This window comes from Pseudomonas sp. S3_A09 (assembly GCF_054668065.1).
Genome location: NZ_CP162752.1, coordinates 3,945,922 through 3,967,644, shown reverse-complemented (window position 1 = coordinate 3,967,644; position 21,723 = coordinate 3,945,922). Strand labels below are relative to the sequence as shown.

Genomic DNA, 21,723 nt, shown 5'->3' with positions numbered 1-21,723 from the left:
GCGGCGTATTTTTCAAAAATTCTTGGCGAGCCGTTTACGGCTTGCGTTCACTCTAGCTGGACGCTGCTACAGCGCCATCGGAACACGGCTTTGTAAGCCAGTTCCGAAGGGAAGCCAATTAAAATCGGCCTTCCCATTTGAAAAGAGGCTGCGCGCGTGAGCGGGCAGCCTCTCTTGGGCGACAGTTTAAAACTGTCTTATTGCTTGGCGGCAGCCAGCTGGGCAGCAACTTCTTCAGCAAAGTTGTCGACCGGCTTCTCGATGCCTTCGCCTACTTTGTAGTAAGTGAAGGAAACGATTTCAGCACCGGCTTTCTTGGCCAGTTCGCCAACCTTGACTTCAGGGTTCTTGACGAACGCCTGCTCAACCAGGCTCGCTTCAGCCAGGAACTTGCTGATACGGCCTTTGATCATGTTTTCAACGATGTTTTCTGGCTTGCCGGCGATCTTGTCGGCGTTCAGGCTCAGGAACACAGCTTTTTCGCGCTCGATTGCTTCCTCGGAAACTTCCGAAGGCAGCAGGAACTCAGGGTTGCTTGCAGCAACGTGCATAGCGATGTCTTTGGCCAGCTCAACGTTGCCGCCTTTCAGAACAACAGCTACACCGATCTTGTTGCCGTGCAGGTAACCGCCAACAACATCACCTTCAACGCGAGTCAGGCGACGGATATTGACGTTTTCGCCAACCTTGCCGACCAGTACCAGGCGATCAGCTTCTTGAGCTTCGATCAGAGGCTCGACAGTGGTCAGCTTCTCGTCGAATGCTTTCTTGACGCTGGAAGCAACGAATGCCTTGAAGTCGTCTTGCAGGGCAAGGAAGTCGGTCTGCGAGTTCACTTCCAGCAGAACGGCGGCTTTACCGTCTTCTACCAGGGCGATAGCGCCTTCAGCAGCGACGTTGCCGGCTTTCTTGGCGGCCTTGATGGCGCCCGAGGCACGCATGTCGTCGATGGCTTTTTCGATGTCGCCGCCGGCCTTGGTCAAGGCCTTTTTGCAATCCATCATGCCTTCGCCGGTACGCTCACGCAGTTCTTTAACCAACGCTGCAGTAATCTCTGCCATTTCAAAATCCTCTTGGATAGGTTTTCAACCATTCCACCCGATCAAACGGGCGATCAATTCTTCCCGAATCTCCGTTGTAGGCTGCTGCACGTTACAGTCGCTAGGTTGCGCCATCATACGTGAGCGCCGACAAACGGTTTTCGAGGTGGCAAAAAGGGGGCCAAGCCCCCTTTTTGCTTACTGAGTCAACGCCAGGGCGTCAATTACTCAGCGGCAGCTACCGGAGCTTCTTCAACGAACTGCTCGGTACCACCAGCAACGTGGTTACGACCACGGATTACAGCGTCAGCCATCGAACCCATGTACAGCTGGATAGCGCGGATTGCGTCATCGTTGCCTGGGATGATGTAGTCAACGCCTTCCGGGCTGCTGTTGGTATCGACTACGCCGATAACAGGGATGCCCAGCTTGTTGGCTTCGGTGATCGCGATGCGCTCGTGATCAACGTCGATAACGAACAGTGCGTCAGGCAGACCGCCCATGTCCTTGATACCACCCAGGGAACGATCGAGCTTTTCCAGGTCACGGGAGCGCATCAGCGCTTCTTTCTTGGTCAGCTTGGCGAAAGTACCGTCTTCGGCTTGTACTTCAAGGTCACGCAGACGCTTGATGGAAGCACGGATGGTTTTGAAGTTGGTCAGCATGCCGCCCAACCAGCGGTGATCGACGTACGGCGAACCGCAACGTGCTGCTTCTTCAGCAACGATCTTGCCAGCGGAACGCTTGGTGCCGACGAACAGAATCTTGTTTTTGCCCTGGGCCAGGCGCTCTACGAAAGTCAGAGCTTCGTTGAACATTGGCAGGGTTTTTTCAAGGTTGATAATGTGGATCTTGTTACGCGCGCCGAAAATGTATTTACCCATTTTCGGGTTCCAGTAACGGGTCTGGTGACCGAAGTGCACACCGGCCTTCAGCATATCGCGCATGTTGACTTGGGACATGATAGTTCCTTAATAAGTCGGGTTTGGCCTCCACGTATCCCAATGACCAACCAGCGGCTTCAAAGCCTCCGGCACCCAGGTCATCGTGTCGACACGTGTGTGGATTTAAGCCTTTCGGGGTATCCCCGGAAAGCGGCGCATTTTATACCACAGCATCGGCAAAAACGGAACACGCAATCACATTTGCCGCCGTCCGCGGTCGTGTAACCCCTTGAATAGAGCCAACATAGCCCTACCTTATAGAGAGAAGCGATCATCAGAGGCTCATGATTTGACGCCATCGTCTGTTAGAATCGCGTTTTCTGTGGCTTGTGCGAACTCTGCAACCTTTTGTCGCACGCCCGTAAACCGTATTGATTTCAGCGCGTCGCGCTAGAGAGAGCCTGTATGACCGTTAGTTTGAAAACCGCCGAAGACATCGCTGGCATGCGCATCGCCGGCAAACTGGCTGCCGACGTGCTGGAGATGATCGCCGAACACGTCAAGCCCGGCGTGACCACCGAAACCCTGAACCAGATCTGCCACGACTATATAGTCAACGTACAGGGCGCCATCCCTGCGCCGCTGAACTACAAGGGCTTTCCCAAGTCGATCTGCACCTCGGTCAACCACGTGGTCTGCCACGGGATTCCAGGTGACAAGCCATTGAAGGACGGCGACACGCTGAACATCGACGTCACCGTGATCAAGGACCGCTACTTCGGCGACACCAGCCGCATGTTCCACGTCGGCAACGTGCCGGTCTGGGCCGAGCGCCTGTCCCAGGTGACCCAGGAATGCATGTACAAGGCCATCGAGATCGTGAAACCCGGCTGCCGCCTGGGCGACATCGGTGAAGTGATCCAGAAGCATGCTGAAAAGAATGGTTTCTCGGTGGTGCGCGAATTCTGCGGCCACGGTATCGGCACCGTGTTCCACGAAGAGCCGCAGATCCTGCACTACGGCCGCGCCGGCACCGGCATGGAGCTGAAAGCAGGCATGACCTTTACCATCGAGCCGATGATCAACCAGGGCAAGGCCGACACCAAGGTACTGGGCGACGGCTGGACCGCCATCACCAAGGACCGCAAGCTCTCGGCCCAGTGGGAACACACCCTGCTGGTCACCGAAACCGGTTACGAAATCTTCACCCTGCGCGCCGACGATACGATCCCACGCGTCTCGGGTGCCGCTTAGGTGTAGGCAACGTTGCTTTGGTTTTCCCACGCCGTGTTGTGACTGACTGATAGATAGAAAGGAAAGCCGATCAATGCCCCAGGTGGATCCCGAACTCTTCGACCGTGGCCAGTTCCAGGCCGAACTGGCCCTGAAGGCGAGCCCTATCGCCGCGTTCAAGAAGGCCATCCGCCAGGCCCGCGAGGTGCTTGATCAGCGTTTTCGCAGTGGCCGGGATATCCGCCGACTGATCGAGGACCGCGCCTGGTTCGTCGATAACATTCTGCAAAAGGCCTGGGAACAGTTCAGTTGGAGCGAAGACGCCGACATCGCCCTGGTGGCGGTCGGCGGCTACGGGCGTGGCGAGCTGCACCCCTATTCCGACATCGACCTGTTGATCCTGCTGGACAGCGCCGACCATGAGATCTTTCGCGATTCCATAGAGCGTTTTCTGACACTGTTGTGGGACATTGGCCTGGAAGTCGGCCAAAGCGTGCGCTCGGTCGACGAGTGCGCCGAAGAGGCCCGTGCCGACCTCACCGTCATCACCAACCTCATGGAAAGCCGCACCATCGCCGGCCCCGAGCGCCTGCGCCAGCGCATGCTCGAAGTCACCAGCACCGCGCACATGTGGCCGAGCAAGGACTTCTTCCTGGCCAAGCGTGCCGAGCAGAAAGCCCGGCACCACAAGTACAACGACACCGAATACAACCTGGAACCCAACGTCAAAGGCTCGCCCGGCGGCCTGCGGGATATTCAGACGATTTTGTGGGTGGCCCGTCGCCAATACGGCACCCTTAACCTGCGCGCTCTGGCTGGCGAAGGTTTTCTGGTAGAGAGCGAAAACGCCCTGCTGGCCTCGTCCCAGGAATTCCTGTGGAAGGTGCGCTACGCCTTGCACATGCTCGCCGGGCGTTCCGAAGACCGGCTGCTGTTCGACCACCAGCGCTCCATCGCCACCCTGCTGGGCTTTGAAGGCGAGGACGCGAAGACCAGCATCGAAAGCTTCATGCAGCAGTATTACCGGGTGGTCATGAGCATTGCCCAGCTCAGCGACCTGATCATCCAGCACTTCGAAGAGGTGATCCTGGCCCCCGAAGACGAAGCGCCGCCGCAGCCGATCAACGCACGCTTCCAACTGCATGACGGCTATATCGAGGCACGCAACGACAACGTGTTCCGCCGCACGCCGTTCGCCATGCTGGAAATCTTCGTACTGATGGCCCAGCAGCCGGAAATCAAAGGCGTGCGCGCCGACACCATTCGCCTGCTGCGGGAGAACCGTCACCTGATCGACGACGATTTCCGCAACGATATCCGCAACACCAGCCTGTTTATCGAGCTGTTCAAATGCAAGATCGGTATCCACCGCAACCTGCGGCGCATGAACCGTTACGGCATCCTCGGGCGCTACCTCCCAGAGTTCGGCTTTATCGTCGGGCAGATGCAGCACGACCTGTTCCATATCTATACCGTGGACGCCCACACCCTGAACCTGATCAAGCACCTGCGTAAGCTGCAGTACACCCAGGTGTCAGAGAAATTCCCGCTGGCCAGCAAACTCATGGCCAAACTGCCCAAGCCCGAGCTGATCTACCTGGCCGGCCTCTACCACGATATCGGCAAGGGCCGGCATGGCGACCACTCAGAGGTGGGTGCAGTTGACGCCGAGGCTTTCTGCCAACGCCACCAGTTGCCCGTGTGGGACAGCCGCCTGATCGTCTGGCTGGTGCAGAACCACCTGGTCATGTCGACCACAGCCCAGCGCAAGGACTTGTCCGATCCGCAGGTGATCCACGACTTTGCGCAGACCGTCGGCGATGAAACCCGTCTCGACTACCTGTACGTGCTGACCGTCTCGGATATCAATGCCACCAATCCCACGCTGTGGAACTCCTGGCGCGCCAGCCTGTTGCGCCAGCTGTACACCGAGACCAAGCGTGCCCTGCGCCGAGGCCTGGAAAACCCGGTGGACCGCGAAGAGCAGATCCGCCGCACCCAGAGCGCGGCCCTGGACATATTGGTACGCGGCGGCAACGATCCGGACGACGTCGAGCAGTTGTGGTCGCAGTTGGGGGATGACTACTTCCTGCGCCACACCGCGGGCGATGTCGCCTGGCACACTGACGCAATCCTGCAACAGCCCGCCGATGGCGGCCCGCTGGTACTGATCAAGGAAACCACCCAACGCGAATTCGAAGGCGGTACGCAGATCTTCATCTATGCGCCCGACCAGCACGACTTCTTCGCCGTGACCGTGGCAGCCATGGACCAGCTCAACCTGAACATCCATGACGCCCGTGTCATCACCTCCAGCAGCCAGTTCACCCTCGACACCTATATCGTGCTCGACACCGATGGCGACTCGATTGGTGACAATCCGGCACGGGTGAAAAAGATCCGCGAAGGCCTGACCGAGGCCCTGCGCAACCCTGACGAATACCCGACCATCATCCAGCGTCGGGTGCCGCGCCAACTCAAGCACTTTGCGTTTGCGCCCCAGGTGACCATTTCCAACGACGCCCAACGACCGGTGACGGTGCTGGAGCTCAGCGCCCCGGATCGCCCAGGCCTGCTGGCCCGCATCGGCGGGATTTTCCTGGAGTTCGACCTGTCGTTGCAGAACGCCAAGATCGCGACCCTCGGCGAGCGTGTGGAAGACGTGTTCTTCATCACCGATGCCGACAACCAGCCGTTGTCCGACCCGGAACTGTGCCTGCGCTTGCAGGAAGCCATCGTCCAGCAGCTGAGCGTTACCCAGGAACCCGGCGTCGAGCTGACCAGACTGACCATTTGAATTAATTTAACGTCCCAGTGGGCACGGTCCCTGTGGGAGCTGGCTTGCCTGCGATGGCATCGACTCGGTATGGCTGATACTCCGAGTGTACGCATCGCAGGCAAGCCAGCTCCCACAAAAAGCCGTCCTCCTCCTGATCGAGGCCCTCATGAACAACGCCCTGAACCAGCTACAGCCCTACCCGTTCGAGAAACTGCGCGCCCTGCTGGGCAGCGTCACGCCCAACCCGGACAAGCGCCCTATCGCGCTCTCCATCGGCGAACCGAAACATAAATCGCCAACCTTCGTGGCCGAAGCGCTGAGCAACAACCTCGACCAGATGGCCGTGTACCCGACCACCCTGGGCATCCCGGCCCTGCGAGAAGCCATCGGTGCCTGGTGTGAGCGTCGCTTCAACGTGCCCAAGGGCTGGCTCGACCCGGCGCGCAATATCCTGCCGGTCAATGGCACCCGTGAAGCACTGTTCGCCTTCACCCAGACCGTGGTCAACCGTGGCGACGACGCGTTGGTGGTGAGCCCGAACCCGTTCTACCAGATCTACGAAGGCGCCGCGTTCCTGGCCGGGGCCAAACCGCACTACCTGCCGTGCCTGGACGCCAACGGCTTCAACCCGGACTTCGAGGCCGTAACACCGGACATCTGGAAACGCTGCCAGATTCTGTTCCTGTGCTCGCCCGGCAACCCGACCGGCGCGCTGATCCCGGTCGACACCCTGAAAAAACTCATCGCCCTGGCCGACGAATACGACTTCGTCATCGCCGCCGACGAGTGCTACAGCGAGTTGTACTTCGACGAACAAAGCCCGCCGCCGGGCCTGTTGAGTGCCTGCGTCGAACTGGGCCGCCAGGACTTCAAACGCTGCGTGGTGTTTCACAGCCTGTCCAAGCGCTCCAACCTGCCGGGCCTGCGCTCCGGTTTCGTGGCCGGCGACGCAGACATCCTCAAGGCTTTCCTGCTGTACCGCACCTACCACGGCTGTGCGATGCCAGTGCAAACGCAACTGGCCAGTATTGCTGCCTGGCAGGACGAAGCCCACGTGCTCGCCAATCGTGACCTGTACCGCGAGAAGTTCGATGCGGTGCTGGCGATTCTCAAACCGGTGCTGGACGTCGAGAGCCCGGATGGCGGCTTCTACTTGTGGCCGAATGTGAATGGCGACGACGCCGGGTTCTGCCGTGACCTGTTTGTGGAAGAACACGTGACCGTAGTGCCGGGTTCGTACCTGTCGCGGGAAGTGGACGGCTTCAACCCTGGCGCCGGCCGTGTGCGCCTGGCGCTGGTCGCGCCGTTGGCGGAGTGTGTGGAAGCGGCGGAGCGGATTCGGGATTTCATCCAGCGTCGCCGCTAAGACCTGACCGGGTTCACTTCACCTGGCCCAGATTCGCCTCACTCATATCCAGCTCCGCCAACACCTCCCTCAGCACGTCATCACCAATCTGGTGATGACGGCTCAGGCTGTACAACTCCAACCGCTGCGCCCGCAGGGCCTTGAGGCGCAGCTTTCGCTCCAGCAAGTCCATCTGCTGCGCCAGCGCCTGGGCTTCGGCGGAGTCGTTGAACACTTCTAACTGATGGCGATATTCCGACATCAGCCGTGCCTTGAGCTCAGTGGCGAGCGCGGCCTGGGCGGCGTCCTGGGTTTCGACTTCTGCGGGTTCCTCCGCTTCAAGCGCGTGAATTGCCGCGACGGCAGTTTTCTTCCAGGCTTCACGCACCTCCTTGTGGCGCTTCTCGTCCGGGCTCTTTTCAATGCCCCGCAGCAACAATGGCAAGGTGATACAGGCGGCGATCAGCGATAACAGAATCACCCCGGCGGCGATAAAGATCAGCAAGTCACGCTCCGGAAAATCCTGTCCAGGCGCCAGCAACAATGGCACCGACATCACACCCGCCAACGTCACCGCACCGCGTACCCCACCGACCGTCAACAACCAGCAGGAACGGGCCGTCGGCACCAGCGTCAATTCACTTTTCCCACGCAGCCTGCGCAGCAAGCCCGACAGCCGCCAGATGCTCTGCACCCAGATAAAGCGCAACACCACCAGCACCAGGAAGATCGCGACCACATCCAGGCAGCGATAAAACAAGGTCGGCCACAGCGTCGGCTCATGGCTGACAACCGCCTTGATGATGTCCGGCAGTTGCAGGCCCAGCAGCAGGAAAATCAAACCATTGAAAGCAAACTCCAGCAGTGACCACACGCTGCGATTGAGCAAGCGCGTACTGGTCTGGCGTGGCAGCAGGTCAAGCCAGCTTTGCATCATGCCCGCCGCCACCGCCGACAAAATGCCCGATGCCCCCAGGCGCTCGGCCAGCACATAGGCCGCAAACGGCAACAACAACATGAACACCACGTGGGTCGCCGGGTCGTCCCAGCCGCGGGCGATCATCCATGCGCGCAGGCGGCCGACCAGCCAGCTCAGGGCCACGCCTACCGCCAGGCCACCCACCGCCACCAAGACAAACGTGAGGCTGGCATCCGCCAGGGAAAACACACCTGTCAGCGCTGCCGCCAGGGCGAACTTGAAGGTCACCAGGCCCGATGCATCATTCATCAAGGCCTCGCCCTGGAGCATGTGCATCAGCGGCGTGGGCAAACGATTCTGGGAAATGGCCGACACTGCCACGGCATCCGTCGGCGACAACACGGCCGCCAGGGCGAAGGCCACCGGCAGCGGGATCGTAGGCAAGAGCCAATGGATGAAGTAACCGGCGCCGACCACCGTAAACAGCACCAGGCCCACCGCCAACGTCAGGATCGGCCCGCGCAGCCGCCACAATTCCCGCTTGGGCATGCGCCAGCCATCGGAGAACAGCAACGGCGGCAGAAACAGAAACAGGAACAACTCGGGGTCCAGCGCTACGTGCAGGCCAAGCGTAGGCCAGGCGAGCAAGGCACCGGCGGCAATCTGGACCAGAGGCAACGGCAGAGGAATGACACGCCCGACAAGACGCGAAACGCTGACCAGCATCAGCAGGATAAGAACGGTGTAGGCGGTTTGCATAAAGCGGGTTTCCCGGACAATCGACTTGCAACGACACACATCAGGCAACAACTCGCCTTTGAAGTGCCATATTACCCAGCTATGTTACCGCCCATGCTGCCGGCCGGCATTTGCACATACGTCGCACACCAGCATGACGAGGGGCACCAGCCCGCTGGTCATGGCATAATCCGTGACCTTTCGTTTCCACTTGGTCCAAAGGGGGGCAATTCCTTGACCGCTTCAAGCAAAACGTTGCACCTTTTCGGCATCAAAGCCTGCGACACCATGAAAAAAGCGCGCACCTGGCTCGATGAGCACGGCGTCAACTATGAGTTCCACGATTACAAAACGGCCGGTATCGACCGCGAACACTTGACCCAATGGTGCAACGAGCACGGTTGGCAGGTGGTTTTGAACCGTGCGGGCACCACCTTTCGCAAACTCGAAGACGAACGCAAAGCCGATCTCGATCAGTCGAAAGCCATTGAATTGATGCTCGCACAACCCTCGATGATCAAGCGCCCGGTGCTTGATCTCGGTGACAGAACCCTGATTGGCTTCAAGCCAGATAGTTATTCGGCGGCCCTCAAGTAGGCCAGCCCTTACCATTTTTGTAGAGGTAACAGCATGTCCCATTCCCTGTTCAGCCTGGGCTTCGGCGTTGGCACTCAGAACCGCCAAGGTGCTTGGCTGGAAGTGTTTTACGCACAACCGCTGCTCAACCCGTCGGCAGAAATCGTCGCCGCCGTTGCGCCGATCCTCGGCTACACCGAAGGCAACCAGGCCATCACTTTCACCATCAGCCAAGCGCTGCAACTGGCTGATGCACTGAAGAATGTCGACGCTACCCAAGCCGCGTTGCTCAATCGCCTGGCCGAAAGCCACACGCCGCTGGTCGCCACCCTGCTGGCCGAAGACGCCGCACTGACCTCCACGCCTGAGGCTTACCTCAAGCTGCACCTGCTGTCCCACCGCCTGGTCAAGCCCCATGGCCTGAGCCTGGCCGGTGTATTCCCGCAGTTGCCGAACGTAGCCTGGACCAGCCAGGGCGCGATCGACATCGCCGAACTGGCCGAACGCCAGCTGGAAGCGCGCCTGCGTGGCGAACTGCTGGAAGTGTTCTCGGTGGACAAGTTCCCGAAAATGACCGACTACGTGGTGCCGAGCGGTGTGCGTATCGCTGATGCCGCGCGTATCCGCCTGGGTGCCTACGTGGGCGAAGGCACTACCGTGATGCACGAAGGCTTCGTCAACTTCAACGCCGGCACCGAAGGCCCGGGCATGATCGAAGGCCGTGTATCGGCAGGCGTGTTCGTCGGCAAGGGTTCGGACCTGGGTGGCGGTTGCTCCACCATGGGCACGCTGTCGGGCGGCGGCAATATCGTGATCAAGGTCGGTGAAGGCTGCCTGATCGGCGCCAACGCCGGTATCGGTATCCCGTTGGGCGACCGTAACACCGTGGAGTCGGGCCTTTACGTCACCGCCGGCACCAAGGTTGCGCTGCTGGACGAGCAGAACCAACTGGTCAAAGTGGTCAAGGCTCGCGAGCTGGCCGGCCAGTCGGACCTGCTGTTCCGTCGCAACTCCGAGACCGGTGCCGTGGAGTGCAAAACCCACAAATCGGCCATCGAACTGAACGAAGCGCTGCACGCTCACAACTAAGCAGCCACTCGATGCCACTAGCGGGCCCCGACCCTGGGGCTCGCTTATACGAGTCTTGAACACCATGCTAGTGCCCTCCCCCTGGCGCGCCGACTTCCCGGCCATCGCCACCCTGCAGCGGCAAGACCAGACTTACCTGGACAACGCCGCCACCACGCAAAAGCCCCAGGCCTTGTTGGATGCCATCAGCCATTACTACGCCAACGGCGCAGCCAATGTGCACCGTGCCCAGCATTTGCCAGGTGCCCATGCGACCCAGGCGTTCGAAGACAGCCGCAGCAAGGTCGCGCAGTGGTTGAATGCAGGCGACAGCGGGCAGATTGTGTTTACCCACGGCGCGACGTCTGCGCTGAACCTCTTGGCCTATGGCCTTGAGCACTTATTCAATGCGGGCGATGAAATTGTCATCAGCGCCCTGGAACACCACGCCAACCTGTTGCCCTGGCAGCAACTGGCCAAGCGACGCGCACTGACGCTGTTGGTGTTGCCACTGGGTGATGACGGCGTCATCGACCTGCACGCCGCCGCCGAGTTGATCGGCCCGCGCACGCGCCTGCTGGCAGTGAGCCAGCTGTCCAACGTGCTCGGCGCCTGGCAGCCGCTGGAAGCCCTGCTGGCATTGGCCCAGCCACACGGTGCCCTGACCGTGATCGACGGCGCCCAAGGCATCGTTCATGGCCGCCATGACGTACACGCCCTGGGTTGCGACTTCTATGTGTTTTCCAGCCACAAGCTGTATGGCCCGGACGGCGTCGGCGTGCTGTTTGGGCGCAATGAAGCCCTGCACCACCTGCGCCACTGGCAGTTCGGCGGCGAGATGGTGCAGCAGGCCGATTACCACAGCGCCAGCTTCCGCCCCGCGCCGCTGGGTTTTGAGGCCGGCACACCGCCGATTGCCAGCGTGATTGGCCTGGGCGCCAGCCTGGATTACCTGAGTTCGCTGGATCAGCAGGCAGTGATCGCCCATGAAGCGGCGTTGCATGACTACCTGTTGCGCGGGCTGAAAGCCCGCAATGGCGTACACGTGCTGGGTTCGCCCCAAGTGGCGTTGGTCAGTTTTGTCGTCGAAGGTGTGCATAACGCCGACCTCGCGCACCTGCTCACCGAGCAAGGCATTGCCGTGCGCGCCGGTCATCACTGCGCCATGCCGCTGCTCAAAGCGATGCACTTGTCGGGGGCGATCCGTGTGTCCCTGGCGCTGTATAACGATTCCGACGATCTGGAGCGTTTCTTTGAGGCGCTGGACCAAGCCTTGGATATGTTGCGATGAGCCTGCCGGTTGATGCAGTGGCTGCACTGGAAGCTTTTCAGGCCGTCGGCAGTTGGGAGCAACGCGCGCGGATGCTGATGCAATGGGGCGAGCGTCTGCCTGCCATGGCCGATGAGGATAAAGTCGAGGCTAATCTCGTGCAGGGCTGCGAGAGCCTGGTGTGGCTGGTCGGCCGCTTGCACGATGGCCACTGGCAGTTCGCCGCCAGCAGCGACGCACGCATGATCCGCGGGTTGGTGGCGTTGCTGTTGGCGCGGGTCAATGGGTTGTCCGCCACAGAATTGCAGGCGGTGGATCTGCCTGACTGGTTCAACCAGTTGGGCCTGTCCCGCCAACTCTCACCGTCGCGCAGCAATGGCCTGAATGCCGTGCTGCAGCGCATGCGAGCACTAAGCCATACACCAAACTAAGTGGGAGCTGGCTTGCCTGCGATGCAGGCAACTCGGTCTGTCAGTCAGACCGCAGTGATGCTATCGCAGGCAAGCCAGCCCCCACATTTCAAGCGGTGCACGGCATTAAGATTTAAGTGGGCTTGACCCGCTCGGATGGCCTGCGCACACCGGCCACGATCTTATCGACCGCCTTGGTGGCCGCGACCATGCCGAAGGTCGCCGTCACCATCATCACCGCACCAAACCCACCCGCGCAGTCCAGTTTCACGCCGTCCCCGACAAAACTCTTCTGCAAACAAATGCTGCCGTCCGGCTTGGGATAACGCAGCTGTTCGGTTGAAAACACGCACGGCACGCTGTAGTGGCGGGTCACGGTACGTGAGAACCCATAGTCGCGACGCAAGGTGGAACGCACTTTCGAGGCCAGCGGATCATTGAACGTACGGTTCAAGTCGCAGACCTGGATCAGTGTCGGGTCGATCTGCCCGCCGGCGCCGCCGGTGGTGATGATCTGGATCTTGCGGCGCTTGCACCAGGCGATCAACGCAGCCTTGGCGTTGACCGCGTCGATGCAGTCGATCACGCAATCAATAGTGGGCGTGATGTATTCAGCCATGGTGTCGCGGGTCACGAAGTCCGCCACCGCATGCACCGTGCAATCCGGATTGATGCCGCGCAGGCGTTCTGCCATCACCTCGACCTTGGGCTTGCCCACGGTACTGTCCAGCGCGTGCAACTGGCGGTTGCTGTTGCTGACGCAGACATCATCCAAATCAAACAGCGAGATCTCACCCACCCCACAACGGGCGATGGCTTCCGCCGCCCACGAGCCCACGCCGCCGACGCCGACGATCGCCACATGAGCTGCTTTCAAGCGCTCCAGGCCTTCAATGCCATACAAGCGGGCGACGCCTGCAAACCGTGGATCTTCTGTACTCATGACCATTACCCCAAAAACCGGCGCGCATTATGGACTACAGAGCGACAAGTTCGAAGCGACAAGCTACAAGTAAAGAACTTAGATGGCCTTTCGCTGACTAATGTCCGGTTTTTCTCTGCTTGCTGTACGGTCAGGGAGGGGCCGGTGTAGGATGCGCGCCGTTCGGCGCAGGCCGACACCTCTTTTCGTTCCACACCCTTTGGAACCCGAAATAGCCATGGCATCGCGTAAATTTGGACTCAACCTGGTGATCGTGCTGGCAATTGCCGCGCTGTTCACCGGTTTCTGGGCGCTGATCAACCGCCCCGTCACCACCCCCAACTGGCCTGAACAGATCTCCGGTTTTTCCTACTCGCCGTTCCAGCAAGGCCAGTACCCCCAGAAAAATCAATTCCCGACCGACGATCAGATGCGTCGTGACCTTGAGATCATGAGCAAGCTGACGGACAACATCCGTACTTATTCGGTCGACGGCACCCTGGGGGATATCCCCAAGTTGGCGGAAGAATTCGGCCTGCGCGTGACCCTCGGGATCTGGATCAGCCCGGACCTTGAGCGCAACGAGCGGGAAATCCAGCGAGCCATCGAAATCGCCAACACCTCGCGCAGCGTAGTGCGGGTGGTGGTCGGTAACGAGGCGGTGTTCCGTAAGGACATCACGCCAGAAGCGCTGATCGTGCTGCTGGATCGAGTGCGCGCCGCTGTAAAAGTGCCGGTGACAACCTCCGAGCAATGGGACATCTGGGAGAAGAACCCACAACTGGCCAAGCACGTCGACCTGATCGCCGCGCACATCCTGCCGTTCTGGGAATACATCCCGATGGACAAGGCCGGCCAGTACGTACTCGACCGCGCCCGGGACCTGAAGAAACTGTTCCCGAAAAAGCCGCTGCTGCTCTCGGAAGTAGGCTGGCCGAGCAACGGCCGCATGCGCGGAGGCAATGAAACCTCCCCGGCCGACCAGGCGATCTACCTGCGTACGCTGGTGAACAAACTGAACCGCCAGGGCTTCAACTACTTCGTGATCGAGGCCTTCGATCAGCCGTGGAAAGTCAGCGACGAAGGCTCGGCGGGTGCTTACTGGGGCGTGTACAACGCTGCACGCCAGCAGAAATTCAACTTTGAAGGGCCCGTGGTCGCGATTCCGCAATGGCGTGTGCTGGCCATCGGTTCGGTGGTACTCGCGCTGCTGTCCCTGACCCTGTTGATGATCGACGGCTCGGCCTTGCGCCAGCGTGGTCGCACCTTCCTGACCTTTATCGCGTTCCTCTGCGGTTCGGTGCTGGTGTGGATCGGCTACGACTACAGCCAGCAATACAGCACCTGGTTCAGTGTCACCGTGGGCATCCTTCTCGCGCTCGGCGCCCTGGGTGTGTTTATCGTGTTGCTGACCGAAGCCCACGAACTGGCGGAAGCGGTGTGGACCCACAAGCGTCGGCGTGAATTCCTGCCGGTTGAAGGGGATTCGGACTACCGCCCGAAAGTGTCGATCCATGTGCCGTGCTACAACGAGCCGCCGGAAATGGTCAAACAGACCCTCGACGCCCTGGCCGCCCTCGATTACCCGGACTACGAAGTTCTGATCATCGACAACAACACCAAGGACCCGGCGGTATGGGAACCGGTGCGCGACTACTGCGAAACCCTGGGCCCGCGCTTCAAGTTCTTCCACGTCGCGCCTTTGGCTGGCTTCAAGGGTGGCGCGCTGAACTACCTGATCCCGCACACCGCCAAGGATGCCGAAGTGATCGCAGTGATCGACTCCGACTACTGCGTGTCGCCAAACTGGCTCAAGCACATGGTGCCGCACTTCGCCGATCCGAAAATCGCCGTGGTGCAATCGCCGCAGGACTACCGCGACCAGAACGAAAGCACCTTCAAGAAGCTCTGCTACGCGGAATACAAGGGCTTCTTCCATATCGGCATGGTCACCCGCAACGACCGTGACGCGATCATCCAGCACGGCACCATGACCATGACCCGTCGCTCGGTGCTTGAGGAATTGGGATGGGCTGACTGGTGCATCTGCGAAGATGCCGAACTGGGCCTACGCGTATTCGAGAAGGGTCTGTCGGCGGCGTATTACCACGACAGCTACGGCAAAGGCTTGATGCCGGATACCTTTATCGACTTCAAAAAACAGCGTTTCCGCTGGGCCTACGGCGCGATCCAGATCATCAAGCGCCACACCGCCAGCCTGCTGCGCGGCAAGGACACCGAGCTGACCCGTGGCCAGCGCTACCACTTCCTCGCGGGCTGGTTGCCGTGGGTGGCGGATGGCATGAATATCTTCTTCACCGTTGGCGCGTTGTTATGGTCGGCGGCAATGATCATTGTGCCGACGCGGGTTGATCCGCCGCTGCTGATTTTCGCAATCCCGCCGTTGGCGTTGTTTGTGTTCAAGGTGGGCAAGATCATCTTCCTCTACCGTCGAGCGGTAGGCGTGAACTTGAAGGATGCGTTCTGTGCGGCCCTGGCCGGTCTGGCGTTGTCGCACACCATCGCCAAAGCGGTGCTGTACGGTTTCTTCACCACCAGCATTCCGTTCTTCCGCACACCGAAAAACGCGGATAACCACGGCTTCTGGGTAGCCATCTCCGAAGCCCGCGAAGAGATGTTCATCATGCTGCTGTTGTGGGGCGCGGCACTGGGGATCTACCTGGTGCAGGGCCTGCCAAGCAATGACATCCGCTTCTGGGTGGTGATGCTGCTGGTGCAGTCGCTGCCGTACGTGGCGGCGCTGATCATGGCGTTCCTGTCGTCGCTGCCGAAACCTTCGGCGAAGGCTGAGCCCGTCACAGCCGCGTAAAAACTTGCGCAATGCACTAAACGGCGGCCTCTGGCCGCCGTTTTGCTATAAGATAACGGCCGTTTTGCAAGACTTGGCCTGGACCACTGCTTTCACGTGGGAGCGGGCTTGCCCGCGATAGCATCACCGCGTTCTGACTGATAGACCGAGGTGTCTGCATCGCAGGCAAGCCAGCTCCCACCTGGCTCTGCGCCACTTCACAGGTTGTATTCCACATTCGTCCTGCGCCCATTACACGCTTTCCGGAGTTTCCCCATGACGGCCCATGCCGACCTTTCGCCGACCCTTCAACTTGCCATCGACCTGATCCGTCGCCCCTCCGTGACGCCGATCGACGCCGATTGCCAGAAGCTGATGATGCAGCGCCTGGGCGACGCCGGTTTTGCGCTGGAACCGATGCGCATCGAGGACGTGGACAACTTCTGGGCCACCCATGGCAAACACGATGGCCCGGTGCTGTGTTTTGCCGGCCACACCGACGTGGTACCGACCGGCCCGGTGCAGGCGTGGCAGAACGATCCGTTCGACGCGCTGATCGATGAAAACGGCATGCTCTGCGGGCGTGGCGCGGCGGACATGAAAGGCAGCCTGGCGGCCATGTTGGTGGCGGCTGAACGTTTCGTCACCGATTACCCGGACCACAAGGGCTCGGTGGCTTTCCTGATCACCAGCGATGAAGAAGGTCCGGCGCACCACGGCACCAAGGCCGTGATCGAACGCCTGGCCGCACGCAAGGAGCGCCTGGACTGGTGCATCGTTGGCGAACCGTCGAGCACCACGCTGGTGGGCGATGTGGTCAAGAACGGTCGTCGCGGTTCCCTCGGTGCCACGCTGACGGTACGCGGTGTCCAAGGCCACGTGGCCTACCCGCACCTGGCGAAGAACCCGATCCACTTGGCGGCGCCGGCCCTGGCCGAATTGGCCGCCGAGCACTGGGATGACGGCAACGCCTTCTTCCCACCCACCAGCTTCCAGATCTCCAACCTCAATTCCGGCACCGGCGCGACCAACGTGATCCCCGGTGACCTGAAGGCGGTGTTCAACTTCCGCTTCTCCACCGAATCCACCGTCGAAGGCCTGCAGCAGCGGGTTGCCGAGATTCTCGACAAACACGGCCTGGACTGGCACGTGGAGTGGGCGCTGTCGGGTCTGCCGTTCCTCACCGAACCGGGTGCGCTACTGGATGCCGTGTCGGCCAGCATCAAGGCGATCACCGGTCGCGAAACCCAGGCGTCCACCAGCGGCGGTACCTCCGATGGGCGATTCATCGCCACATTGGGCACCCAAGTGGTCGAGCTGGGCCCGGTCAACGCGACGATCCACCAGGTCAATGAACGCATCCTCGCCAGCGACCTCGATGTGCTGACCGAAATCTACTACCAGACCCTGATCAAGTTGCTCGCCTGATGCTGGCCTGCCCCATTTGCAGCGCACCGCTGAACGCGGTGGACAATGGTGTGGCGTGCCCGGCAGGGCATCGTTTCGACCGCGCACGCCAGGGTTACCTGAACCTGTTGCCGGTGCAGCACAAGAACAGCCGCGACCCCGGCGATAACCTGGCGATGGTGGAAGCGCGCCGCGACTTCCTCAACGCCGGGCACTACGCGCCAGTGGCCCAGCGCCTGGCCGAGCTGGCCGCTGAACGTGCGCCGGCGCGCTGGGTCGACATCGGCTGTGGCGAGGGTTACTACACCGCGCAGATCGCCGACGCCTTGCCCCACGCCGACGGCTATGCACTGGATATCTCCAAGGAAGCGGTCAAGCGTGCCTGCAAGCGCAACCCGGCGCTGACCTGGTTGATCGCCAGCATGGCCCGTGTGCCGTTGGCGTCAGGCAGTTGCCAGTTCCTCGCCAGCGTGTTCAGCCCACTGGACTGGGAAGAGGCCAAGCGCCTGCTCAGCCCCGGCGGCGGCTTGATGAAAGTCGGCCCGACCAGCGGCCACCTGATGGAGCTGCGCGAGCGTCTGTACGACGAAGTGCGTGAGTACACCGACGACAAACACTTGGCCCTGGTGCCGGACGGTATGAGCCTGGCGCACAGCGAGACGTTGGCGTTCACCCTGAGCCTGGCCGAGCCCCAGGACCGCGCCAACCTGCTGGCCATGACCCCGCACGGCTGGCGTGCCAGCGCCGAGCGCCGCGCACAGGTGATCGAGGCGGCCGAGCCGTTGGTGGTCACTGTGTCGATGCGCTACGACTATTTCGTGCTTCAATAAATAACTTTCCAGCATCCGCGAATGGATTTTCGAATCCCGCAACGAGGAACATCCATGCGCCAACCCGATATCGAGATTTACCTGAAGGACGCCGACGTCGACCACAAGGCCATCGCCGCCTGGCTGGGCGCCGCCCTGGGTCCGTGCTCCGACTGGGTCCAGAAAGGCCAGACGTACAAATGCAAGGCCGGCAACGTGCCTGTCACCTGGCTGCCGAAAGCCGTCGGCAAATGGAACAGCCTGTACCTGGAAAGCGACCAGACCCCATGGGACGACGACATCGCCTGCGCCCGCGCTGCATTTGTTGCGCTGAACGTGGAAGTGCGTTGTGCACCGGGGACCTGGGTTGAGGAAGAAGGTGAGGAAAGCGCTGACACCTGGATTCGGATCAGCGAAGACGGTGAAGAACAGATCACCTGGAAAACTGCCTGATCCTGAATGGTGAACCCAATCAAACTGTGGGAGCTGGCTTGCCTGCGATGGCATCACTACGGTCTTACTGAATAGACCGAGGTGTCTGCATCGCAGGCAAGCCAGCTCCCACAGTTGGTTGGGTTACCCAGCCAGGGGCTTTATAGACCGACCACATCCTCCGCCTGCAACCCCTTCTCGCCGGTCACCACGGCGTATTCCACCTGCTGGCCCTCGGCCAGGGAGCGGTGGCCTTCGCCGCGAATGGCGCGATAGTGCACAAACACGTCCTTACCGTCTTCGCGCTGGATAAACCCATAGCCCTTTGCATCGTTGAACCACTTCACATTGCCGGTTTCACGCGTTGCCATCTGTCTTACTCCCACATGCATTTTTATTGTTGAGTCGCTCGCATTGAACTGCCGAGTATAAGACAGGCTCAAAAACGATCAACTCAAGTTTACATCGCTGCTTTTTTGCCGATTTTCGGCGAATACGGCACACTACTCTCCCGAGCGCCTGCTCGGTTTTTTCCACTTGAAGCAGCACGCCTATGACCCGTTCCCCGTTTCGCCGTCTAGTGTTCGGCACCTTGCGCCGACTGTTGTACCTCTGGGTCCGCTCGGAGACGATCAACCAGTCGTCCCTGACCCTTAACCTGGACCGCAGCCGGCCGGTGTTCTATGTCCTGCAATCGCCCTCCCTCACCGAATTGGCCGTGGTCGATGCCGAGTGCACCAAGGCCGGCCTGCCGCGCCCGGTGCTGCCGGTCTCGGTCGGCCCGTTGATGGAACCCGCGGCGTTCTTCTACCTGACGCCGGAGCCGGACTGGCTCGGCCGCCAGGACAAGCGCGGCGCGCCGCCCACACTGACCCGTTTGGTCGGCACCCTCACCGAGCACGCCGAAGAGAATGCACAAATCATTCCGGTCAGCGTGTTCTGGGGCCAATCCCCCGAGAGCGAGTCCAGCCCGTGGAAGCTGTTGTTTGCCGACAGCTGGGCGGTCACCGGGCGTCTACGCCGCTTGTTGAGCATCCTGATCCTGGGTCGCAAGACTCGGGTGCAATTCTCCGCGCCTATCAACCTGCGTGAATTGATCGAGCACAATAAAGGCCACGAACGTACCGTGCGCATGGCCCAACGCATCCTGCGCGTGCACTTTCGTAACCTGAAGACGGCGGTGATCGGTCCCGATTTGTCACACCGCCGCAACCTGGTGAAGGGCTTGGTCAACATGCCGCTGGTGCGCCAGGCCATTGCCGATGAGGCCGAACGGGAGAAGATCAGCCCGGAAAAAGCCAAGGCCCAGGCCCTGCGCTACGGCAACGAAATCGCCTCGGACTACACCTACACCGCGATCCGCTTCCTCGAAGTGGTGCTGAGCTGGTTCTGGAACAAGATCTACGACGGCATCAAGGTCAACAACATCGAGGGTGTGCAAAAGGTTGCCCAGGGTTATGAGGTGATCTACGTACCGTGCCACCGCAGCCACATCGACTACCTGTTGCTGTCCTACCTGCTGTTCAAGAATGGCCTGACCCCACCGCACATCGCCGCCGGCATCAACCTGAACATGCCGGTGATCGGCAGCCTGCTGCGCCGTGGCGGTGCGTTTTTCATGCGCCGCACCTTCAAGGGCAACCCGCTGTACACCTCAGTGTTCAACGAATACCTGCACACCTTGTTCACCAAGGGCTTCCCGGTGGAGTACTTCGTCGAAGGCGGCCGTTCGCGCACCGGGCGCATGCTGCAACCAAAGACCGGAATGCTGGCGATCACCCTGCGCAGCTTCTTGCGTTCTTCGCGCATGCCCATCGTATTTGTGCCGGTTTACATCGGTTATGAGCGCGTACTGGAAGGCCGCACCTACCTGGGCGAGCTACGCGGTGCGAGCAAGAAGAAAGAGTCGATCTTCGACATCTTCAAGGTAGTAGGCGCGCTCAAGCAGCGTTTTGGTCAGGTTGCGGTCAACTTCGGCGAACCGATCAAGCTGGCCGAATTCCTCGACAGCGAACAACCGGGCTGGCGCGCCCAGGACCTGGCCCCGAACTACAAACCGGCCTGGCTAAACGAAACCACCAACCGCCTCGGCGAACAAGTGGCACGCCACTTGAACGAAGCCGCGGCGGTAAACCCGGTCAACCTGGTGGCCCTGGCATTGCTGTCCACCACCCGCCTGGCCCTGGACGAACAAGCCATGGCGCGCCAACTGGACCTGTACCTGGCGCTGCTGCGCCGCGTGCCCTACTCGCCCCACACCACCCTGCCCGACGGCGATGGCCTGGCGCTGATCAAGCACGTCAAGGACATGGACCTGCTGTCGGAACAGAGCGACGCCCTGGGCAAGATTCTGTACCTGGACGAGCAGAATGCCGTCCTGATGACCTATTACCGCAACAACGTGCTGCACATCTTTGCCCTGCCGGCGCTGCTGGCGAGCTTCTTCCAGAGCAGCTCGCGGATGAGCCGCGAGCAGATCCTGCGTTACACCCACGCGCTGTACCCGTACCTGCAATCGGAACTGTTCATTCGCTGGTCGCTGGAAGAGCTGGACACGGTGATCGACCAATGGCTGGAGGCCTTTGTCGAGCAAGGGCTGCTGCGCTTCGAGAACAACGTGTACCTGCGCCCGGCGCCGAGTTCGCGGCATTTTGTACTGTTGACCCTGCTGTCCAAAACCATCGCGCAAACCCTGCAACGCTTCTACATGGCGATTTCGCTGCTGCTCAACAGCGGCCAGAACAGCATCAGCGCCGAAGAACTGGAAGACCTGTGCACGATCATGGCCCAGCGCCTGTCGATCCTGCATGGCCTCAACGCCCCGGAATTCTTCGACAAGAGCCTTTTCCGACATTTCATCCAGACCTTGCTGGAGCAAGATGTGCTGCGCCGCGACGAGGCCGGCAAACTGAGTTATCACGACCTGCTCGGCGAACTGGCCGAAGGCGCGGCCAAACGCGTGCTGCCGGCGGAGATTCGCCTGTCGATCCGCCAAGTGGCATTGCATCGCGTGGACGGCGCCGCCGAGGCCCCCGTCGACCCCGAAGCCACTGCACCTGAAGAAACCCGCTAGATTTAAACA

At 60.6% G+C, this 21,723-nt stretch carries 17 protein-coding genes; 12 read left to right on the top strand and 5 right to left on the bottom strand.

Annotated elements, in window-relative coordinates:
* Positions 1-197: 197 nt before the first annotated feature.
* Together tsf and rpsB are read right to left on the bottom strand one after the other, a co-directional pair.
* Positions 198-1,061 (bottom strand): translation elongation factor Ts, encoded by an 864-nt coding sequence (tsf, locus tag AB4N92_RS18455; RefSeq protein ID WP_010212467.1) that lies wholly within the window; start codon positions 1,059-1,061, stop codon positions 198-200.
* A 203-nt stretch (positions 1,062-1,264) separates the two neighbouring features.
* Positions 1,265-2,002 (bottom strand): 30S ribosomal protein S2, encoded by a 738-nt coding sequence (gene rpsB, locus AB4N92_RS18450; RefSeq protein WP_003189158.1) that lies wholly within the window; start codon positions 2,000-2,002, stop codon positions 1,265-1,267.
* A gap of 387 nt (positions 2,003-2,389) precedes the next feature.
* Here rpsB and map point away from each other — a divergent pair, with 387 nt between their 5' ends.
* The 3 genes from map (at position 2,390) to dapC (ending at position 7,302) form a co-directional block, all read left to right on the top strand.
* The gene (map, locus tag AB4N92_RS18445) at positions 2,390-3,178 is read left to right on the top strand and encodes a type I methionyl aminopeptidase (protein ID WP_010212469.1); all 789 of its coding nucleotides are present in this window, start codon (positions 2,390-2,392) and stop codon (positions 3,176-3,178) included.
* A gap of 73 nt (positions 3,179-3,251) precedes the next feature.
* Entirely contained in the window at positions 3,252-5,954 is a 2,703-nt protein-coding gene (locus AB4N92_RS18440; RefSeq protein WP_021492430.1) for a [protein-PII] uridylyltransferase, read from the top strand.
* A gap of 148 nt (positions 5,955-6,102) precedes the next feature.
* Entirely contained in the window at positions 6,103-7,302 is a 1,200-nt protein-coding gene (gene dapC / locus AB4N92_RS18435) for a succinyldiaminopimelate transaminase (RefSeq protein ID WP_010212472.1), read from the top strand.
* Between the two features lie 13 nt (positions 7,303-7,315).
* On the opposite strand, the gene AB4N92_RS18430 is transcribed toward dapC, so the two are convergent.
* The gene (locus AB4N92_RS18430; protein ID WP_021492431.1) at positions 7,316-8,959 is read right to left on the bottom strand and encodes a Na+/H+ antiporter; all 1,644 of its coding nucleotides are present in this window, start codon (positions 8,957-8,959) and stop codon (positions 7,316-7,318) included.
* A 267-nt stretch (positions 8,960-9,226) separates the two neighbouring features.
* Between AB4N92_RS18430 and AB4N92_RS18425 the strand changes: the two genes are divergently transcribed.
* The 4 genes from AB4N92_RS18425 to AB4N92_RS18410 all read left to right on the top strand — a co-directional run bounded on the left by AB4N92_RS18425 (position 9,227) and on the right by AB4N92_RS18410 (position 12,283).
* Complete coding sequence (locus tag AB4N92_RS18425; RefSeq protein WP_231501198.1) at positions 9,227-9,535, top strand: arsenate reductase; 309 nt, start codon at positions 9,227-9,229, stop codon at positions 9,533-9,535.
* 33 nt (positions 9,536-9,568) lie between these two features.
* Positions 9,569-10,603 (top strand): 2,3,4,5-tetrahydropyridine-2,6-dicarboxylate N-succinyltransferase, encoded by a 1,035-nt coding sequence (gene dapD / locus AB4N92_RS18420; protein WP_010212585.1) that lies wholly within the window; start codon positions 9,569-9,571, stop codon positions 10,601-10,603.
* Positions 10,604-10,667: 64 nt separating this feature from the next.
* Positions 10,668-11,873, top strand: coding sequence for an aminotransferase class V-fold PLP-dependent enzyme (locus AB4N92_RS18415; protein ID WP_047541353.1), 1,206 nt, complete (start codon positions 10,668-10,670; stop codon positions 11,871-11,873).
* The gene (locus tag AB4N92_RS18410; protein ID WP_047541351.1) at positions 11,870-12,283 is read left to right on the top strand and encodes a SufE family protein; all 414 of its coding nucleotides are present in this window, start codon (positions 11,870-11,872) and stop codon (positions 12,281-12,283) included. Before AB4N92_RS18415 ends, AB4N92_RS18410 begins: the two co-directional genes overlap by 4 nt.
* Positions 12,284-12,395: 112 nt before the next feature.
* Here the strand turns inward: AB4N92_RS18410 and tcdA are convergent, their stop codons facing one another.
* Complete coding sequence (tcdA, locus tag AB4N92_RS18405) at positions 12,396-13,205, bottom strand: tRNA cyclic N6-threonylcarbamoyladenosine(37) synthase TcdA (protein ID WP_010212589.1); 810 nt, start codon at positions 13,203-13,205, stop codon at positions 12,396-12,398.
* A gap of 217 nt (positions 13,206-13,422) precedes the next feature.
* Between tcdA and AB4N92_RS18400 the strand changes: the two genes are divergently transcribed.
* From AB4N92_RS18400 to AB4N92_RS18385, 4 genes are all read left to right on the top strand, one after another.
* The gene (locus tag AB4N92_RS18400) at positions 13,423-16,014 is read left to right on the top strand and encodes a glycosyltransferase (RefSeq protein ID WP_010212591.1); all 2,592 of its coding nucleotides are present in this window, start codon (positions 13,423-13,425) and stop codon (positions 16,012-16,014) included.
* A 255-nt stretch (positions 16,015-16,269) separates the two neighbouring features.
* A complete protein-coding gene (gene dapE, locus AB4N92_RS18395; protein ID WP_021492435.1) occupies positions 16,270-17,421 on the top strand; it encodes a succinyl-diaminopimelate desuccinylase in 1,152 nt (383 codons plus the stop codon).
* Positions 17,421-18,230 carry a putative RNA methyltransferase gene (locus tag AB4N92_RS18390; RefSeq protein ID WP_010212595.1) on the top strand — a complete coding sequence of 270 codons (810 nt, stop codon included), beginning with the start codon at positions 17,421-17,423 and terminating at the stop codon, positions 18,228-18,230. Before dapE ends, AB4N92_RS18390 begins: the two co-directional genes overlap by 1 nt.
* A gap of 54 nt (positions 18,231-18,284) precedes the next feature.
* Positions 18,285-18,662: a hypothetical protein gene (locus AB4N92_RS18385; RefSeq protein WP_010212596.1), complete on the top strand. Its 378-nt coding sequence runs from the start codon at positions 18,285-18,287 to the stop codon at positions 18,660-18,662.
* Between the two features lie 140 nt (positions 18,663-18,802).
* Here AB4N92_RS18385 and AB4N92_RS18380 read toward each other — a convergent pair whose 3' ends face one another.
* Complete coding sequence (locus AB4N92_RS18380; RefSeq protein ID WP_003219353.1) at positions 18,803-19,012, bottom strand: cold-shock protein; 210 nt, start codon at positions 19,010-19,012, stop codon at positions 18,803-18,805.
* A 182-nt stretch (positions 19,013-19,194) separates the two neighbouring features.
* Between AB4N92_RS18380 and plsB the strand changes: the two genes are divergently transcribed.
* Positions 19,195-21,714 carry a glycerol-3-phosphate 1-O-acyltransferase PlsB gene (gene plsB / locus AB4N92_RS18375; protein ID WP_021492436.1) on the top strand — a complete coding sequence of 840 codons (2,520 nt, stop codon included), beginning with the start codon at positions 19,195-19,197 and terminating at the stop codon, positions 21,712-21,714.
* Positions 21,715-21,723 lie beyond the last annotated feature (9 nt).

Excerpts from the sequence above, each read along its gene's own strand:
- tsf (WP_010212467.1), bottom strand. The coding sequence starts at position 1,061 with ATGGCAGAGATTACTGCAGCGTTGGTTAAAGAACTGCGTGAGCGTACC.
- rpsB (WP_003189158.1), bottom strand. The coding sequence starts at position 2,002 with ATGTCCCAAGTCAACATGCGCGATATGCTGAAGGCCGGTGTGCACTTC.
- map (WP_010212469.1), top strand. The coding sequence starts at position 2,390 with ATGACCGTTAGTTTGAAAACCGCCGAAGACATCGCTGGCATGCGCATC.
- AB4N92_RS18440 (WP_021492430.1), top strand. The coding sequence starts at position 3,252 with ATGCCCCAGGTGGATCCCGAACTCTTCGACCGTGGCCAGTTCCAGGCC.
- dapC (WP_010212472.1), top strand. The coding sequence starts at position 6,103 with ATGAACAACGCCCTGAACCAGCTACAGCCCTACCCGTTCGAGAAACTG.
- AB4N92_RS18430 (WP_021492431.1), bottom strand. The coding sequence starts at position 8,959 with ATGCAAACCGCCTACACCGTTCTTATCCTGCTGATGCTGGTCAGCGTT.
- AB4N92_RS18425 (WP_231501198.1), top strand. The coding sequence starts at position 9,227 with ATGAAAAAAGCGCGCACCTGGCTCGATGAGCACGGCGTCAACTATGAG.
- dapD (WP_010212585.1), top strand. The coding sequence starts at position 9,569 with ATGTCCCATTCCCTGTTCAGCCTGGGCTTCGGCGTTGGCACTCAGAAC.
- AB4N92_RS18415 (WP_047541353.1), top strand. The coding sequence starts at position 10,668 with ATGCTAGTGCCCTCCCCCTGGCGCGCCGACTTCCCGGCCATCGCCACC.
- AB4N92_RS18410 (WP_047541351.1), top strand. The coding sequence starts at position 11,870 with ATGAGCCTGCCGGTTGATGCAGTGGCTGCACTGGAAGCTTTTCAGGCC.
- tcdA (WP_010212589.1), bottom strand. The coding sequence starts at position 13,205 with ATGAGTACAGAAGATCCACGGTTTGCAGGCGTCGCCCGCTTGTATGGC.
- AB4N92_RS18400 (WP_010212591.1), top strand. The coding sequence starts at position 13,423 with ATGGCATCGCGTAAATTTGGACTCAACCTGGTGATCGTGCTGGCAATT.
- dapE (WP_021492435.1), top strand. The coding sequence starts at position 16,270 with ATGACGGCCCATGCCGACCTTTCGCCGACCCTTCAACTTGCCATCGAC.
- AB4N92_RS18390 (WP_010212595.1), top strand. The coding sequence starts at position 17,421 with ATGCTGGCCTGCCCCATTTGCAGCGCACCGCTGAACGCGGTGGACAAT.
- AB4N92_RS18385 (WP_010212596.1), top strand. The coding sequence starts at position 18,285 with ATGCGCCAACCCGATATCGAGATTTACCTGAAGGACGCCGACGTCGAC.
- AB4N92_RS18380 (WP_003219353.1), bottom strand. The coding sequence starts at position 19,012 with ATGGCAACGCGTGAAACCGGCAATGTGAAGTGGTTCAACGATGCAAAG.
- plsB (WP_021492436.1), top strand. The coding sequence starts at position 19,195 with ATGACCCGTTCCCCGTTTCGCCGTCTAGTGTTCGGCACCTTGCGCCGA.